The organism is Labrys okinawensis (genome assembly GCF_002982075.1).
GTDB classification, from domain to species: Bacteria; Pseudomonadota; Alphaproteobacteria; order Rhizobiales; family Labraceae; genus Labrys; species Labrys okinawensis_A.
In genome coordinates this window covers 246,857-261,972 of record NZ_PUEJ01000007.1, presented here as the reverse complement: position 1 = coordinate 261,972, position 15,116 = coordinate 246,857, and the positions used below count along the sequence as shown (strand labels likewise).

The following is a 15,116-nucleotide window of genomic DNA, read 5'->3' as shown; positions in this document are numbered from 1 at the left end:
AATTCCACCTGGATCACCCGACCCCATTCCGCTTCAGCCGCAACCGGAAGCAGGCGCCCGGCCCGTCACCGACATAGTCGATACTGGCGCTGCTGTTGGCGAGCAGGGAGCGGGCGATCGGCAGGCCGAGGCCGGTGCCGCCATTGGCGCGCTTGGTGGTGAAGAAGGGCTCGAACAGGCGGGCGCGGTCGTGAGGCGGAATGCCCGGCCCGTCGTCGGTGACCTGAAGGTCGAGATAGTCATCCCCGATTGCAGCCACCGAAATCGTCACGGTGCGGGCTCCGGCCTGGCGGCTGTTTTCCACCAGGGTCGTCAACACCGCTTCCAGGACATCCGCCGGTACGCGCACGGTGGGCAGGCCGGCAGCGAGAGCGACCTCGATCTTGAAGCCGTCGTCGGAGCCGGCATCGGCGATGCGATGCACAGGACCCGCGAGCGGCGTCGAAACGCCTTCGTTCTCATCCGCCATGTCGGCGCGGGCGAGTTCGAGCAGGCGGACCACCAGGTGCGACAGGCGCTCGGCATCGCTCTCCGCATTGGCGATGAAGCGCCGACGCTCTCCGGCGCTCATCGTATCGCCATGCTCGTCGAGCAGTTCGAGCACCCCGCGTATGCCGGTGAGCGGGGTTTTGAACTCATGGCTCATTGCGGCGGCGAAATCCCGCAGATAGCGCGAGCGCAGATCGATGGCGACCGCCATGCGCCGGAAGTTGTCGAACAGCGCCCGGATCTCGACGGTGGCGGTGGCCGGTGTGGGCGGCACCTCACTGCCGCCGCGGCCCAGATGCCGGCCGACCTGGGCGCTGGCCTGCGTCAGCTGCTCGATCGGCTTGGCGATCGCCCGCGACAACAGGCCGGCCAGACCGATGATCACGGCGAGAATGATGCCGAACCCGAGCGCGATCTTGCCGAGATCGTCATAGATGCCGCGGAACAGGGCCCGGGGCGAGCGCGACAGCAGGAGAACGCCGACGGTGCGGTCACCCAGCTTGATCGGGCGGGCGTAATGCACGCGGATTGCCGAGGCCCGGCTGAAGACTTCGAAGGCATAGCGCGGCACATAGTCTCCGCGGCGCCGCAGGACCGATTGCGAACGCCCGCCGATGGCCGACTGGACCTCCGGCAGGAAGGCATAGCTCTGGCCCTGGAGCGGCCCGTCCGAGAGGACCGTGCCCCTGGCATCGAGGATCAATGCGCTCGCCAGCGTGGTGCGCCGGCTCTGCTCGATCAGCGGCGCGATCGCCCGGGCCGCCACCAGCGCCTCGGCATCCGGCGCCTGCGATGATGCAACGGGCTGCGGGCGCTGGGAGAGGATCGGCATCGTGTTGAGATCGATCGTCAGCTGCTCCGGCGTGAAGTAGGGCTCGGCCGCCGGATCGTCCCGCCGGTAGGAGTCGCTCGGATCGTTCTCGGCCGGCGGCGGCACCGGCGGCGGTTTCGGGCCGGGCCAGGCAAGATCGAATGCCGCGTCGTAGACGGCGGACTGGGCGATCAGCTCCGCCTCGGTCTGGCGCACCAGGACATTCTCATAGACCCTGAGGAAGATGGCGCCGAGGCCCGGCATCAGGGCGGTGAACAGCAGCACGCCGATCAGGATCGAACGCAGGCGCAGCGCCGGCCAGTGCGCCTTGATGGCGTCCTTCAGCCGGCTGAACAGGATCACGCCGCCTTGCCCGCACAGGCGCCGATGCGATAGCCGATGCCCGCCCGGGTCTCGATCACGTCTTCGGCCCCCACGACAGCGAACTTCTGGCGGATGTGGCGGATATGGCTGTCGATCGTGCGGTCGGTGATGGCAAAGCCCGGCCCGTGCAGGCGATCGATGATCTCGTCGCGGGAAAAGACCTTGGACGGCGTCGCGGCAAGGATCTGCAGGAGCTGGAACTCCTTGGCGGTGAGGCCCACCGATTCCCCGGCCCATTGCGTCTGCCAGCCCTCGGGATCGAGGTGGAGCAGGCCGCGCTCCAGCACCGATGCGGGCGCGGACTGGGCCGGCCTGGCTCCCACCCGCTTGAGGATGGCACCGACCCGCGCCACCACCTCGCGCGGCGAGAAGGGCTTCACCACATAGTCGTCGGCGCCCATTTCCAGGCCGAGCACCCGGTCGATCTCGTCGTCCCGGGAAGACAGGAACAGCACCGGCAGCTCGCTCTGCGCCCGGAGCCGGCGGCAGACTTCGAGGCCGTCCATGCGCGGCATGTTGATGTCGAGGATGGCAAGGTCCGGCTTGAGGGACAGGGCTTTCGCCAGCCCCTCCTCGCCGTCGCCGGCCTGGTGCGTGGCCATGCCGGCCTTGGCAAGGGCGAAAGCCAGCAATTCGCGGATATGCGGATCGTCATCGACGATGAGAATGGTGCGGGACATGAGCGATGAATGTCATTTCAGGGAGAAGGTGTCAAAGCGGGGTTCGGCGGCATTGGATCGGGCAGCGGTCCCGCCTGCCGCAACCGCAGGCGCCGGCCAGTATCCATCGGCGCCAATCGACCTGCTGAGCCTCGAGCCTGCCCTGCCAGGCCCGTCAGGAAAAGCAGGCCGGCAAGCAGGCTCGGCTCGACGATCAGGGCGAAGCCCGCAAGGCTGGCACCGATCACAGCGAGGCGGCTGGCCCGGTTGCGGCGCATCAGGCTGTCGCAGGCCAGCAACGCTCCGAGCCAGGCAAAAGCCAGAAAGCCGATGATGCTGCCCGCCTGAGGCAGGGCTTGCCCCGCCGACAGCGTGAAATCGGCGAGGACGGCCAGCACCATGATGGCCAGCACCTTGAAAACGAAGCTCAGTCGAAGCGGCGAGCGGTTGCGGGCCGGCAGGGTCCGGCCCGGCGAAGCGGAAGCGATCGGCATGGGTTCCTCCATGGCCGCCATCCTGCCGTGTCGATGTTCAGCCGCGATACAGCACTGATGGCGGCGTGATGGGCACCTCGTGCAGAAATCGTGCAAGGACCCGCTGCACCCCTCCTGCACTTACGCGGGCACATGCCCCGCCACGGCCTTGGCGACGGCCGCAAGGGCGGCATTGCGGCGGTCGGCCGCCGCGGTCGTACCGGTCAGATAGGCGGCGATGAGAAGGGGTGGACGGCCGGGCGGCCAGGCGATAGCGACATCATTGGTCGAACCGCGCTCGCCGGTTCCCGTCTTGCCGCCGAAGGCCCATTCCGCGGGCAGTCCGGCGCGCAGGCGGGTATCGCCGGTTCTGCTGGCCTTCAGCCAGGCCGTAAGCCGGCTGCGCGAGGATGGCGACAGTGCCTCTCCAACCAGCAGGCGCTGGAGGTCCGCCAGCATCGCGGCGGGGCTGGTGGTATCGCGCGGATCTCCCGGCAGAGATTCATTGAGCTCCACCTCCCAACGGTCGAGACGACTGACCAAGTCGCCGATCGAACGCAGATAGCGGGTCAATCCAGCCGGCCCGTCCACGACTTCCAGCAGGAGATTGCCGGCCAGATTGTCGCTCACGGTGATCGCCGCCGCGCAAAGCTCCGCCAAGGTCAGACGGCCGCCGGCATGCCTGGCCGTTATCGGCGAATTGGGCAGCAGCCTGGCAGCCTCGATCGGGACCTGGCGGGACAGTCGCTCGCGCCCCTGGTCGACCCGGGCGAGCACCGCGGCGGCAACCAGCAGCTTGAAGGTGCTGCAGAGCGGGAAAAGCTCGTCCGATCGATAAGCCAGCCTCACCCCCGATTTGAGGTCGAGCGCGGCAACGCCCAGGCGTCCGCCAACCCCGCCCTCGATCCGTCTGATTGCCCCTGCGAAATCCGTCGAGGCACGCGATTCGGCCGCAGGAAACGCGACGCTGAAAGGCAGCAGGAACAGGGCTGCACCCGCTCCAACCATGAAATTCCGTCTGGTCATGCAAACTCCTTACACCGTTCGATGTCAGGATGGCTGCGGTTTGAGCAGGGGACAAACGATGATAAATCGCCTCAGACTTGAAAAAAATTTGAGGGTCCATGATCCGCTCGCATCTGCCTCTCAATGCCTTGCGCGCCTTCGAAGCGGCCGCGCGCCATCTCAGCTTTACCGGCGCCGGGCTCGAATTACGGGTAACCCAGACCGCCGTAAGCCATCAGGTGAAGAATCTGGAGGAGATCCTGGGCGTGCGCCTGTTCCGCCGCCTGCCGCGCGGCCTTGCGCTCACCGAGGAGGGCCAGGCTCTCGTCCCCGTCCTGAACGAGGCTTTCGGGCGCATCGGCGCCACGCTCGATCGCTTCGAGAAGGGTCATTTCCGCGATGTGGTGACGGTCGGCGTGGTCGGGACCTTCGCCGCCGGCTGGCTGTTGCCGCGCCTGCGCTCCTTCGGCGAGGCGCACCCTTTCATCGACTTGCGCATCCTGACCAACAACAACCGGATCAATCTGGCGGGCGATGGCCTCGACTATGCCATCCGCTTCGGCGACGGTCTGTGGCACGGCACCGAGGCGACGCTGCTCATGCCCGCTCCGCTCTCACCCGTCTGCGCGCCGGCGGCGGCCGGACGGCTGCGCCAGCCGGCGGATCTCGCCGGTGAAATGCTGCTGCGATCCTATCGCGAGGATGAATGGCCGTTATGGTTCGCCGCGGCGGGGGCGAGCGGCCCTTCCACCCATGCCGTCGTCTTCGATTCCTCGGTCACCATGGCCGAGGCGATCGCACAGGGCATCGGCGTCGGCCTGGTGCCGACGACGATGTTCTCGAGCGCCCTGGCGAGCGGCCGCCTGGTGCGCCCCTTCGAAATCGAGGTTCACGCCGGCTCGTACTGGCTGACGCACCTCAAATCGCGCCAGCCCTCGCCCGCCATGCTGGCGTTCCGAGCCTGGCTGCTGGCAGGCTGCCAGACTGAGACAGCGTTGCCGGCGTGACATCGAAGCGCCGCCGGCGCTACAAGCCCCTGCAGCTTACGCCAAGGCGTCGCGGATCGCCCGGACGGCGGCCAGGCTGGCACGCGTTCGCGCTGCGTGCAGGAATTCCGGCCAGCTCGAGAGCACCACGGCCGCGAATTGGCCGACTGGATCGATATAGATCAGCTGCCCGAACACGCCGCGCGCCATATAGGCGCCGCGCTCGACATCCTCGATCCAGAACTGGTTGCGGTAGGCGCCCCGAGGAAGAATATCGCGATAGACGCCCTGGAAGAGATCGGGCCGGGCAGCGAACCGCGTATCTTCCAACCAGGAGGACGGAAGAAGGCGCCGGCCCCCGATCTCTCCGCCGCCGAGATGCAGCAGGGCGAAGCGGGCATAGTCCCGCAAGGTTGCGTTGAAGCCGCCATCCGCCAGGCCATAGCCCGCGATATCGACGGTGAAATAGGCATCCTCCTCGGCACCCATCGGCGCCCAGAGTTCGCGGCTCACCAGTTCGGGAAGCTTGAGCCCCGAGGCGCTCTGGAGCACGAAGGCCAGCACGTCGGTCTCGACGGAGCGGTAGTTGAAAATGGCGCCATGGGCGCTTTGGCTCGCCTGCAGCTGCAGGATCAGCTCAAAGACATGGGCCGGCCAGCTCGGGTCCTTGCGGGCCTTCCAGCCCGAGGCCACGTCCATCTTGGCGATATGCGAATCGGGCGCGGTATAGGTTTCGTCGAACAGCACGCCGGTCGTCATGTCCAGCACCTGCTGCACGGTGGCGCCGCGATAGGCTGTGGCCTCCAGCTCCGGCAGATAATAGGTGACCGGCGCGGCCGGATCGACCAGGCCCCGCCCGATCAGGATCCCGGCCACCGTACCCACCACGGATTTGGCGACCGATTGGGACAGATGCGGCGTATGCGCGGTCATGCCGTTGAAATAGCGCTCGATCACGACCTTGCCGCGATGCAAGACCAGGAAACCGTCGGCGTAATTCGCCTCGAAGAAGCTCCCGACGGTCGCCGGCTGGCCCTCGCTCTCGAAGGCAACCCCGTCTATGTCCTGTAGCGCAACCGGCAGCGGCGTCGCCGGCCCCGGTCCGCGCCAGACCTGCGCCGTCGGCACCAGCTCCCGCACATGCTGGAACGACCAGCGGTTCCACGGCGCACGATCCCAGTCCTCGCGCGGGATGGAGGCGGCGCCGAGAAAGGTCGGCTCTTGGTGCTCCGGCGGACGGCTGTCATACATACTTTGCGTCTTCCTTCGGCTGTCGGCAGGATGAACCAACGGAACGATGCGATCTATTCGATCGCCCGTCCTATTCGATGACCCTTGCCTCCTCGGGCAACATGATAGGGAAACCATCGCGGATGGGATAGGCCAGCTTGGCGGCACGCGAGATCAGTTCCTGCTTCTCCGCATCATACTCCAGCGTCGTCTTGGTGAGAGGGCACACCAGCAATTCCAGCAGCTTGGGATCGGTCAGCGGCGGCGGGCGATGCGGCGGCGGCGTGGGCATCGGCACTCATCCTCACTGCAGCGGCGTATCGGAGCCGTCGCCGCTCTTGGCCAATTCGATCTGCGTGATGGCGACCAGGATCTCTGCGCGCTCGCGCAGGCACGAGGCCTCGAGCAGCGCCTGTTTCTCGCGCCGCCCGAACGGGCTCATCATCGACAGCGCGTTGACCAGCGCCTCGTTCGATGCCTCGTGGATATCGTTCCAGTCGACCTGGAAGCGATTGACGGCAAGATAGGCGCGCAACGTATCGATCAGGCTCTTGCGGTCGACCTCCTCCTCCCCCGCACGCGGGGTGAAGTCGATGGCGAAGGGCTCGGCCGTGATACGGCACTGGCGGTAGGCCGTGGTAACGGTTTCTTCCGCCAGCACCTTGAAACGCGAAATTCCCGTGAGCTGGATGAGGTAGCGCCCGTCATTCGTTTCGGCGAATTGAGTGAGACGCCCGACGCAGCCGACCTGGAACAGGCGCGGCATCGTCTCGTTTTCTTCGTCTTCGGGCTGAATCATACCGATCAGGCGCGGCCCCTTCAGCACGTCGTCGATCATGGCCAGATAACGCGGTTCGAAGATGTTCAGCGGCAGCTGGCCCCGCGGCAGCAGCAGGGCGCCGGCCAGAGGGAATACCGGAATGACAGGAGGCAGATCGGCCTCCGTCTTGAACAAGGGATGCATCGGCTGCCATTCCTCAAACGGGCCTGGAGACTGTCATGGCCCAAGGACGGGGCATGACAGATCGAGACCGCGACCTTCAGGCGATATCTTACGGCCTGCTGGCGGGCCGCGTCACTATTTATGAGAACAGGATCGACGACAACCTGCGGCGGCCATAGATGGTGTTCTCATCCATCGGGCCCCAGGCCTCGAAGAACTGCACGAGCTGTTTGCGTGCACCGTCGTCGTTCCATTTGCGGTCGCGCCGGGCGATGTCGAGGAGTTGGTCGACCGCTTCCTCGCGCCGATTGGCGGCCGCCAAAGCGAGAGCGTAGTCGAACTTGGCCTGAAAGTTCTTCGGCTCGGCCTCCACCTGGCGCGCCAGCGCCTGCAGGTCACCGACGTCATTGGCCTGTTCGGCCAATTCAAGTGCAGCACGGGCGCTGGCGATGACGGGATCGTTCTCCTTGCCCTTTGGCGTGAGCGAGAGCGTGGCCTTGGCCTGTTCCAGTTCCCCGGCGGCGAGTGCACAGCGCGCCAGGCCGGCGATCGCCTTCAGGTTTTCGGCGTCCTGCTCGAATATCTGCGCGAAGAGTTGAGCCGCCGCCGCGCCGTCGCCCTCATTCAGCAAGGCTTCGGCCTCGGCCAGCAAGGCCTCGGTGTCCGGGTCGCCGCCGGGGCCGGCGATTCTGCTGATGAATTCCTTGATCTGGCTTTCGGGAATGGCCCCCATGAAACCGTCGACAGGCTGGCCCTTGGAGAAGGCGAAGACGGCGGGAATCGACTGCACCCCCAATTGCCCGGCAATCTGCGGGTGCTTGTCGATATCCATCTTCACCAGCTTGACCTTGCCCTTGGCCGCCAGCACCGCCTTTTCAAGCATCGGCCCCAATTGCTTGCAGGGGCCGCACCACTCGGCCCAGAAGTCGACCAGCACCGGCTGCTTCATCGATTCCTGAATCACGTCGGCCATGAAGGTCTGCGTAGTGGTATCCTTGATTAGACCGTTGGCTCCGGCAGCGTCGTTGCTCATCATTCCTACCCGCTAGAAAACTCCGTCCGCGGTTAGATGGGGGTAAATTGCCACGAAGGCAACTGCCACGCATGCGGCGCTGTACGAAACAATAGATTTCGTCTTGCTTGTTACAGGAATGGAACGAATGGAACTCCATACCTATTTTTCGCCGATGAGCCTCAAAAGAGGTAACAGTGGTAGTCGACCAACAGCAGAATCGCCGTCCGCCGTGATGAAGAGCATCGAAGTCCGCCTTGTACAGAAAGAAAATCACTTGCCTATACACCAGCGATCAGTGCCATCTTTCTAAAGATTGAAGTTTATTCATCGTATTCCGGAACTTCACTCAAATCACGGCGAATTCACGCCTTCCTCAATATAACTGGCATGCACGAACCGGGAAGGCTGAAAATCGCCTTACACCTCAATATGATACCTTTTTGGGCTGCCGCTAGGGAAGGTTCCTTTCGGATTAATCCCAAAAGACTTTCGCGAATAGTCGTTTCTGTGAGATAAAAGCCACATCGCGATAATCAATATTCAGGCGTCCTATTATTCGTGAATCGTTTTACTTTTCGGCCGCCGCCCTGAAGAAATTCGTGGTGCCCGGTGAAAGTGGTTGCGCTCGACAACAGGCCGTTCAGGTCGGCAGCGCGGAACTGTCACGCAAGTGTAACGGCCCACACCCTAATGACGTATTGGGGTGGAAGCCCAACCGACAAGAAGACTTATAGAGGAAGTAACGCCAGAACTTTCAAAGAGGCCAATCATGAGTCACCACGTCACCTGCAATGACATGCTGGATTGTCATGATAACAGACAAACAGAACCGAGCGCCCTAGCTACTACAGATCGTAAAGTGGTCCTGCTGATCGAGAGCCGCCCCCTGCTGGGCGAAATCTTTTCGCATGCTCTCAAGGAAGCCGCGGACGATATCGACGTGCGCATTATGGGCGCTCCCGGAGAAGGCGGCGCTCAAGCCTCCCTCGCCATACTCAGCCTGGTGCAGCGCAGCACCGATCCGCTCTTCGTCGCCTTCGTCATTCAGCAATTACAAGCCCGTATCGGTAAGCTGCCTTTGCTGGTGGTCACCGACAACAGCGATCCTCCGATCGGTCGATTGATGGAGGAAGCCGGCGTCCACAGCTGGATCACGGCCTCGATGGGCTTCAATGCCATGGTGAGTGCGATCCGGCGGAGCCTGTCGCTTCCAGTGTGCGAGGAAACGGCTACTCAGCCCGTCTCCTATGCGAGCGCCACCGCCCTGTTCACAGAACCGCCCTTGAGCGCGCCCAAGCCGCAGCCCGAGCGCCACTTGCGTTCCGATATCCATCTCAATCTCACCGACCGCGAGATGGACGTCCTGAGCCTGCTCCAGAAGGGTAAGCAGAACAAGATCATCGCGCATGCCCTCAACATTTCCGAGAGCACAGCAAAGGTCCATATCCGCAACATCATGCGCAAATTCCACCTGCGCAATCGGACCGAAGTCGCCCTGATGTGCGGCAGTCAGATGCGTTCGCCCGGCGCCACCATGATGATCGGCCCCGATTGCGAAGACAGCCAGATGGCCGTTGCTGCCGTCGCCTATTGACGACCACGACAGAAGACGTCCGATGGACCGGGCTGGATGTGTTGGGGAACTCTGATCCAGCCGTTCCACACCTCGAATATTCTCCCTCTCGAATGATCCGGGGCCTTTGAGCTGCATGGCACGCGCCAGCGTCGTCACGCGGCACTATTTGACATGCCCAAATGAATTTTTAGTATAACACTCCTGAATTAATACCCCTTTGTACTAATTCCAATAGACAAGTTTCTCTACACTCAAAAACCAATAAGATTAAAACTGTAATCATCGCGATCTTAAAGAAAAAGCTTCTGCTGATTACAGCCTTAAGCACCTCACAAGACAGACTGAGTGGAGAGACAATTATGAAATCGCTTCTCATCGCATCCGCCCTGATCCTGAGCGTCTCCAGCGCCGCGATGGCCTTCAGCGTTGGCAGTGGCAACGGCAACGGCAACGGCAATGTCGGCTTCGGCAACGGCAACGGCAACGGCAACGCCAATACCGGCGCCTTCAACGGCAACGGCAACGGCAACGGAAACTGGGGCGCCCTCAACGGCAACGGCAACGGCAACGGCAATGCCGGCGCCGTCAACGGGAATGGCAACGGCAACGGCAATGCCGGCATCGGCAATGGCAATGCCAACGGCAACGGCAATCTCGGCCTCGGCAACGGCAATGCCAACGGCAACCACAACTTCGGCTTCGGCAACGGCAACCTGAACGGCAATGCCAACTATGGCATCGGCAACGGCAACCTGAACGGCAACCACAACTGGGGCGCCTTCAGCGGCAATGGCAACGGCAACGGCAACCAGTAAGCCTTGCTCGCACTCAGGGAGCTGGCCTGCCTTCCCTCCCGGCTGCCGGTCAGCTCCCGCCTCCCCTGGCGTTCAGCGTTCGCCGCTCGAGCTCTGAAATCTGGATGCGCTGCTTCTCTTCTCTCCCTGTTCCGGCGTAGCGTCCTGCGGACGGCCGACGGAAGAGGATCCCGCATCCAGGCCCTTCCGACCGAGCCTCGGCCGTTCGATCCGACAGACGAACCGCCCCGAATGCTCCGAGCGTGCAGGTCCAGTCACAGTGCATCATGGACGGGCCGCGGCAGCGACAGACCGCACCGCCCGATCATCGAACACGCCTCCAGGCCTTCGGCCAGGCTGTTTTTCGAGTCGCAAGAAAGGACAGTATCATGCGCACCCTCCTCACGCGGCTGCTGCTGAGTGCGGCACTGGTCTGCACCCCGGTCCTCAGCGCCTATGCGGGATTCGGCAATGGCAACGGCAACGGGAATGGCAACACCGGAACCGGCAATGGCAACGGCAATGGCAACGGCAATTCCGGCACCAACAACGGCAACGGCAACGGCAACAACAACACCGGAACCGGCAACGGCAACATGAACGGCAACGGCAACACCGGAACCGGCAACGGCAACATGAACGGCAACGGCAATACCGGAACCGGCAATGGCAACATGAACGGCAACGGCAACACCGGAACCGACAATGGCAACATGAACGGCAACGGCAACACCGGAACCGGCAACGGCAATATGAATGGCAATTTCAACACCGGTACGCTGAACGGCAATTACAACGGCAACGGCAACACCGGGACCGACAATGGCAACATGAACGGCAACGGCAATTACGGCATCGGCGGGCCGGACGATCCGGCACCGGGTGGCGTGACCGTCACCGTAACCAGCGCGACCGCCAGGAATGCGAACACACCGTCCAGTTGCAACCTCCTGAACCACGGCTGCACCTCACGGTAAGCCGGCGGACGAGAAGCGGCGCGCCTTCGCTCGGCCGAAGACGCACCGAACATCCCCCCAAGGTGCATGCTTTGCCCGGCCGCGCCCCGGCTTCGGTTCCGTGAAACAAAACATCACGGAGCAAGGGCCTGCCCTGTGCCCATGTGCCTTCCGGCCTCTCGAGGGATCCGACGACCACGATGGGAAGGCAATGCCTTTCCCGAACCCAGTCCAGGAAAGGTAGAACCATGAGAATCACCATCTTCCATGCGGCCCTGTACGCCGCGCTCGCCTGCACCTCGATCTCCGCGGCTCATGCCGGCTTCGGCAACGGCAACGGCAATGGCAACGGCAATGTTGGCGTCGGTAACGGCAACGGCAACGGCAACATGAACTCCGGCATCGGCAACGGCAACGGCAACGGCAACGGCAATTGGGGCGGCTTCAACGGCAATACCAACGGCAATGCCAATAGCGGCCTCGCCAATGGCAACGGCAATGGCAACGGCAATTACGGGCTCGGCAGCGGCAATTTCAACGGCAATGCCAACACCGGCACCTTGAATGGCAACGCCAACGGCAATGGCCCGCCGGACGCCAACGGCAACATCGGCTACGGCAATGGCGGCACCGGCAATATCGGCGCCTTCAACGGCCGCGGAAACTCCAGTTCCACCAGCGGCAACAACAACATCGGTGCCGCGAACGGCAATTACAACGGTGGCATGTTCAACGGCAACGGGAACATCGGATCGTTCAACGGCAACGGAAACGGACGCCCATAGGAGGCTGCCGAGGCAGCTTCGGCCGGATCGATCGGAGAGGTCGGTCCGGCCTTTATGGTTTATACCGATCCACCGTCCTTGATCACAGGAATGCAACCATGATCGCAGACCTCGATATCGGTTGCCGGCAGCCCCTTCCCAGCCCGCAGATTCCGGCGCTTTTCCGTTGCCATGTCCCAGGCCGGCAGCACGGAGCGGCGCAAATCGAGATACTGCGGAAAGATGATGTTATCCTCGCTCAATACAGCGTTGGACGAGGAAACAACAACGGCAACGGCAATACCGGCAACTTTAATGGAAACTTCAATCAAGGAAACAATAACGGCAATTTCAATTCTGGTAACGGAAACGGAAACTGCTTCACAAGTGACAACAATGGAAACCATAACGAGATGACGTATAGCTGGGACTACGAGCGCCTAATGAAAGAACTTCAGCGCTGCGGCATTACTCGCCGTCAGGTTCCTTAGCGATAAAATATTGTATTCATTGCGAAAATCCTATTTGTAGCGTAGCCTCCTGTACACCTCATAGACTTTCCAGAAGTTTGTGAGCGTATTTGTGTTTGGGGGAACGCATATGAAATCGCTTGCAAAGGGTATTGTCTATTTCTTCACCGTCGCCATTTTCCTTGCCGCTGCGTCGCTGGCTCAGGCGCAGAACGGGACAGGCAACGGCAATAATTCGGGCGACGGATCGGGCAACGGCAATGGCAACGGCAACATTACCGGCAATGTCGGCGGTGCCACTCTGAATCATCGCGATCGACGTCAGGCCCCTGCCGCGTTTGCGCCCGGCCTTGCGGCCGCGGGCATCGAAGCCTGTCTCGGCAGCGTCAGCGTCGGCGGCTCGGGTGCCGGCTTCGGCTTCAGCTTCGGCACCACCAAACTCGACCAGGGCTGCAACATCCGCCTCTTCGCCCGCACTCTTCAGGCCATGGGCTATCGCAGGGCCGCCACCCAGATGCTGTGCTATGACGCCGATGTTGCCGGCGCCCTGGCCACAGAAGGCATTCGTTGCCAGGTCGGTCCCAGAGCCGTGCCATCGGCCGGCGTAGCCGGCGTGCAGCAGCCGGCCCAGCGCTATGCCCGCGGGGCCACGACGTCACCCGCCGCCTATGCGCCTCGCCGCAAATGCATGAGATACGATATTTTCCGCGGCTGCCTCGACTGAACGGGATCATGCCCGTCGGCGGCTCGACGGGCTTTCGGGAACATACCGGCATGGGATGCCGGGATTTCGAGTCAGAGAAAGTGCGATTTCCCTGAAGCGCACTTTCTCTTCAACTCCTTTAACGCGTTTTCCTCATCGGAAAAGCGAACGGCTTTTCTGGAAAACGCGCCAGGCGGTGGAACCGTGCCAACCTCAGGCATCCGCCTGCTGCGGCTGCGAGACGGCAAGGATCTTGGGCTCGTGCCCGGTGGCACGCAGGAAGGCAATGAGGTCTTCACGGGCGATCGTGGTGGTCTGCGTATTCACCAGCGGATGATGGTTGAGCTTGTCGTTCTCGAGCAGCGCCTGGTCGAGCACCACGGTCACCTGCGCCTCGGTGTCGTTGATGGCGCCGAAGGGCGTGACGGCACCGGGCAACACGCCCCAGACCTGCGTCAGCAGCTCGGCCGAGCCGAAGGATACCTTGCCCTGGGCGCCGATGATCTCGTGGATGCGCTTGAGATCGACGCTGGCATCCTCTTCCAGCACCACCAGGAACAACCTGCCCTTCCGGTCCTTCAGGAAGAGATTCTTGGTGTGGCCGCCCGCGATCTGCCCGCGCAGCGCCTTCGAATCCTCCACCGTGAACAGGGGCGGATGTTCGACGGTCGTCACGGTGATGCCGAGCTTGGCGAAGAAAGCGAACAGGTCGTCAGGCGTAGCCGGCATGGTTCGAGGTCTCCTGGAAAGGGGCCCTGACTAGAACGGCGAGCCGGCTGGCGCAAGACTGCTCAACCAAAGTAAAAGGGCCCCGCCATGCGGAGCCCTGAAAATTGGAACGGCAGCGAAACTCCGATCAGAACTTGTAGTTTACGCCGGCACGCACCGTATGCACGGAGACGTCCGCCTTGGCGGTAACCTGGGCAATCTCGCTGTTCGCCTTGATCGTCTCGGCCTTGCCGAGATCCACATAGAGATATTCGGCCCGGACAGTCCAGTTCTGCGTCAGCGCATATTCGGCGCCGGCACCCAAGGCCCAGCCGAACTTGGTCTCCGAACCGGACAGGCTGGTGCCGGCCGTGCTGACCTTCGACTTCACCCGGCCATAGGCGAGGCCGCCGGTGCCATAGACCAGGACGTTGTCGAAGGCATAGCCGGCGCGCAGGCGGGCCGTGCCGAACCAGTCGAGCTCCGTCTTCACGGTGACGGGAATGTTCTGGTTGCCGATGAAGGTCTTCTTGGAATCGAGGCCGGCATATTGCAGGTCGGCTTCGGCACCGACCACCCAATGCGGATCGAGCTGGTAATTGTAGCCGATCTGCCCGCCGCCGACGAAGCCATTGGAGGTATCCTTCACGCGGGCGATGCCGCCGTTCAAGCCGAAGCCGAGAGCATTCTCCAGTTCCTCCCCTCGGGCGGTCGGAACCGCCTTCAGGTCCGTGTCGAGATTGCCGCGGCCATAGCCCGCGCTGAGACCGGCATAGAAGCCCGTCCAGGTGAAGGACGGCACGATCTCCGGCGCGACCGGCTCGACGGGCGGCGGCGCCAGATCGGCGGCGAATGCCGCTGCCGGCGCAAGAATGACGACGCCTGCAAGCAGAGCATTCCTTAGAATTTGCATTTTAATACCCCAGCACTTGGCACTTGTTACGCTCGAACGCCTGATAGCACCGCCTTTACATGAAATCCTATGACATAAATGCAACACCCGGCTTTTTATTGAGCAATCCATAATAGATATACTTAACAATCATGGTTAACGACACAAACTCCGCGTTTAGATTACGTAGAGTAATTTAGGATCAAATGCCGATGCCCCTGAGCGCCGCGCCCGCCCCGCGAACATCGGCGTTCCCCT

General features: G+C 62.6%; 17 protein-coding genes. 7 read left to right on the top strand and 10 right to left on the bottom strand.

What is annotated here, in order from left to right; all coding sequences use genetic code 11:
- Positions 1-13: 13 nt before the first annotated feature.
- From C5L14_RS20340 to bla, 4 genes are all read right to left on the bottom strand, one after another.
- Positions 14-1,663 (bottom strand): sensor histidine kinase, encoded by a 1,650-nt coding sequence (locus C5L14_RS20340; protein ID WP_210203267.1) that lies wholly within the window; start codon positions 1,661-1,663, stop codon positions 14-16.
- Positions 1,660-2,364: a response regulator transcription factor gene (locus tag C5L14_RS20335; RefSeq protein WP_105863887.1), complete on the bottom strand. Its 705-nt coding sequence runs from the start codon at positions 2,362-2,364 to the stop codon at positions 1,660-1,662. The genes C5L14_RS20340 and C5L14_RS20335 overlap by 4 nt, the downstream gene beginning before the upstream one ends.
- Before the next feature lie 17 nt (positions 2,365-2,381).
- Positions 2,382-2,837: a hypothetical protein gene (locus tag C5L14_RS20330; protein ID WP_146126973.1), complete on the bottom strand. Its 456-nt coding sequence runs from the start codon at positions 2,835-2,837 to the stop codon at positions 2,382-2,384.
- Positions 2,838-2,957: 120 nt separating this feature from the next.
- Positions 2,958-3,842 (bottom strand): class A beta-lactamase, encoded by an 885-nt coding sequence (gene bla, locus C5L14_RS20325; protein WP_105863885.1) that lies wholly within the window; start codon positions 3,840-3,842, stop codon positions 2,958-2,960.
- Between the two features lie 98 nt (positions 3,843-3,940).
- Here bla and C5L14_RS20320 point away from each other — a divergent pair, with 98 nt between their 5' ends.
- On the top strand, positions 3,941-4,828 hold the full coding sequence (locus C5L14_RS20320; protein WP_146126972.1) for a LysR family transcriptional regulator: 888 nt from the start codon (positions 3,941-3,943) through the stop codon (positions 4,826-4,828).
- A gap of 36 nt (positions 4,829-4,864) precedes the next feature.
- On the opposite strand, the gene C5L14_RS20315 is transcribed toward C5L14_RS20320, so the two are convergent.
- The 4 genes from C5L14_RS20315 to trxA all read right to left on the bottom strand — a co-directional run bounded on the left by C5L14_RS20315 (position 4,865) and on the right by trxA (position 8,016).
- Complete coding sequence (locus tag C5L14_RS20315) at positions 4,865-6,058, bottom strand: serine hydrolase domain-containing protein (RefSeq protein WP_105863884.1); 1,194 nt, start codon at positions 6,056-6,058, stop codon at positions 4,865-4,867.
- Between the two features lie 70 nt (positions 6,059-6,128).
- On the bottom strand, positions 6,129-6,329 hold the full coding sequence (locus C5L14_RS20310) for a Trm112 family protein (RefSeq protein ID WP_105863883.1): 201 nt from the start codon (positions 6,327-6,329) through the stop codon (positions 6,129-6,131).
- A 12-nt stretch (positions 6,330-6,341) separates the two neighbouring features.
- Positions 6,342-7,001, bottom strand: a complete 660-nt coding sequence (locus C5L14_RS20305) for an LON peptidase substrate-binding domain-containing protein (protein ID WP_105863882.1) — start codon at positions 6,999-7,001, stop codon at positions 6,342-6,344.
- A gap of 118 nt (positions 7,002-7,119) precedes the next feature.
- Entirely contained in the window at positions 7,120-8,016 is an 897-nt protein-coding gene (gene trxA, locus C5L14_RS20300; RefSeq protein WP_105863881.1) for a thioredoxin, read from the bottom strand.
- Between the two features lie 838 nt (positions 8,017-8,854).
- On the opposite strand from trxA, the gene C5L14_RS20295 reads away from it, so the two are divergent.
- The 6 genes from C5L14_RS20295 (at position 8,855) to C5L14_RS20270 (ending at position 13,279) form a co-directional block, all read left to right on the top strand.
- Positions 8,855-9,589, top strand: coding sequence for a response regulator transcription factor (locus tag C5L14_RS20295; protein WP_181161263.1), 735 nt, complete (start codon positions 8,855-8,857; stop codon positions 9,587-9,589).
- 341 nt (positions 9,590-9,930) lie between these two features.
- On the top strand, positions 9,931-10,386 hold the full coding sequence (locus C5L14_RS20290) for a hypothetical protein (RefSeq protein WP_181161262.1): 456 nt from the start codon (positions 9,931-9,933) through the stop codon (positions 10,384-10,386).
- Positions 10,387-10,652: 266 nt separating this feature from the next.
- The gene (locus C5L14_RS30555) at positions 10,653-11,342 is read left to right on the top strand and encodes a hypothetical protein (protein WP_146126970.1); all 690 of its coding nucleotides are present in this window, start codon (positions 10,653-10,655) and stop codon (positions 11,340-11,342) included.
- Positions 11,343-11,569: 227 nt separating this feature from the next.
- The gene (locus C5L14_RS30030; protein ID WP_181161261.1) at positions 11,570-12,106 is read left to right on the top strand and encodes a hypothetical protein; all 537 of its coding nucleotides are present in this window, start codon (positions 11,570-11,572) and stop codon (positions 12,104-12,106) included.
- A gap of 98 nt (positions 12,107-12,204) precedes the next feature.
- Positions 12,205-12,576: a hypothetical protein gene (locus C5L14_RS30415; protein ID WP_181161260.1), complete on the top strand. Its 372-nt coding sequence runs from the start codon at positions 12,205-12,207 to the stop codon at positions 12,574-12,576.
- A 109-nt stretch (positions 12,577-12,685) separates the two neighbouring features.
- Positions 12,686-13,279 (top strand): hypothetical protein, encoded by a 594-nt coding sequence (locus C5L14_RS20270; RefSeq protein ID WP_105863878.1) that lies wholly within the window; start codon positions 12,686-12,688, stop codon positions 13,277-13,279.
- Positions 13,280-13,471: 192 nt separating this feature from the next.
- Here the strand turns inward: C5L14_RS20270 and C5L14_RS20265 are convergent, their stop codons facing one another.
- Both C5L14_RS20265 and C5L14_RS20260 read right to left on the bottom strand, forming a co-directional pair.
- The gene (locus C5L14_RS20265) at positions 13,472-13,987 is read right to left on the bottom strand and encodes a prolyl-tRNA synthetase associated domain-containing protein (protein WP_105863877.1); all 516 of its coding nucleotides are present in this window, start codon (positions 13,985-13,987) and stop codon (positions 13,472-13,474) included.
- Between the two features lie 127 nt (positions 13,988-14,114).
- Entirely contained in the window at positions 14,115-14,879 is a 765-nt protein-coding gene (locus tag C5L14_RS20260) for an outer membrane protein (protein ID WP_105863876.1), read from the bottom strand.
- Positions 14,880-15,116 lie beyond the last annotated feature (237 nt).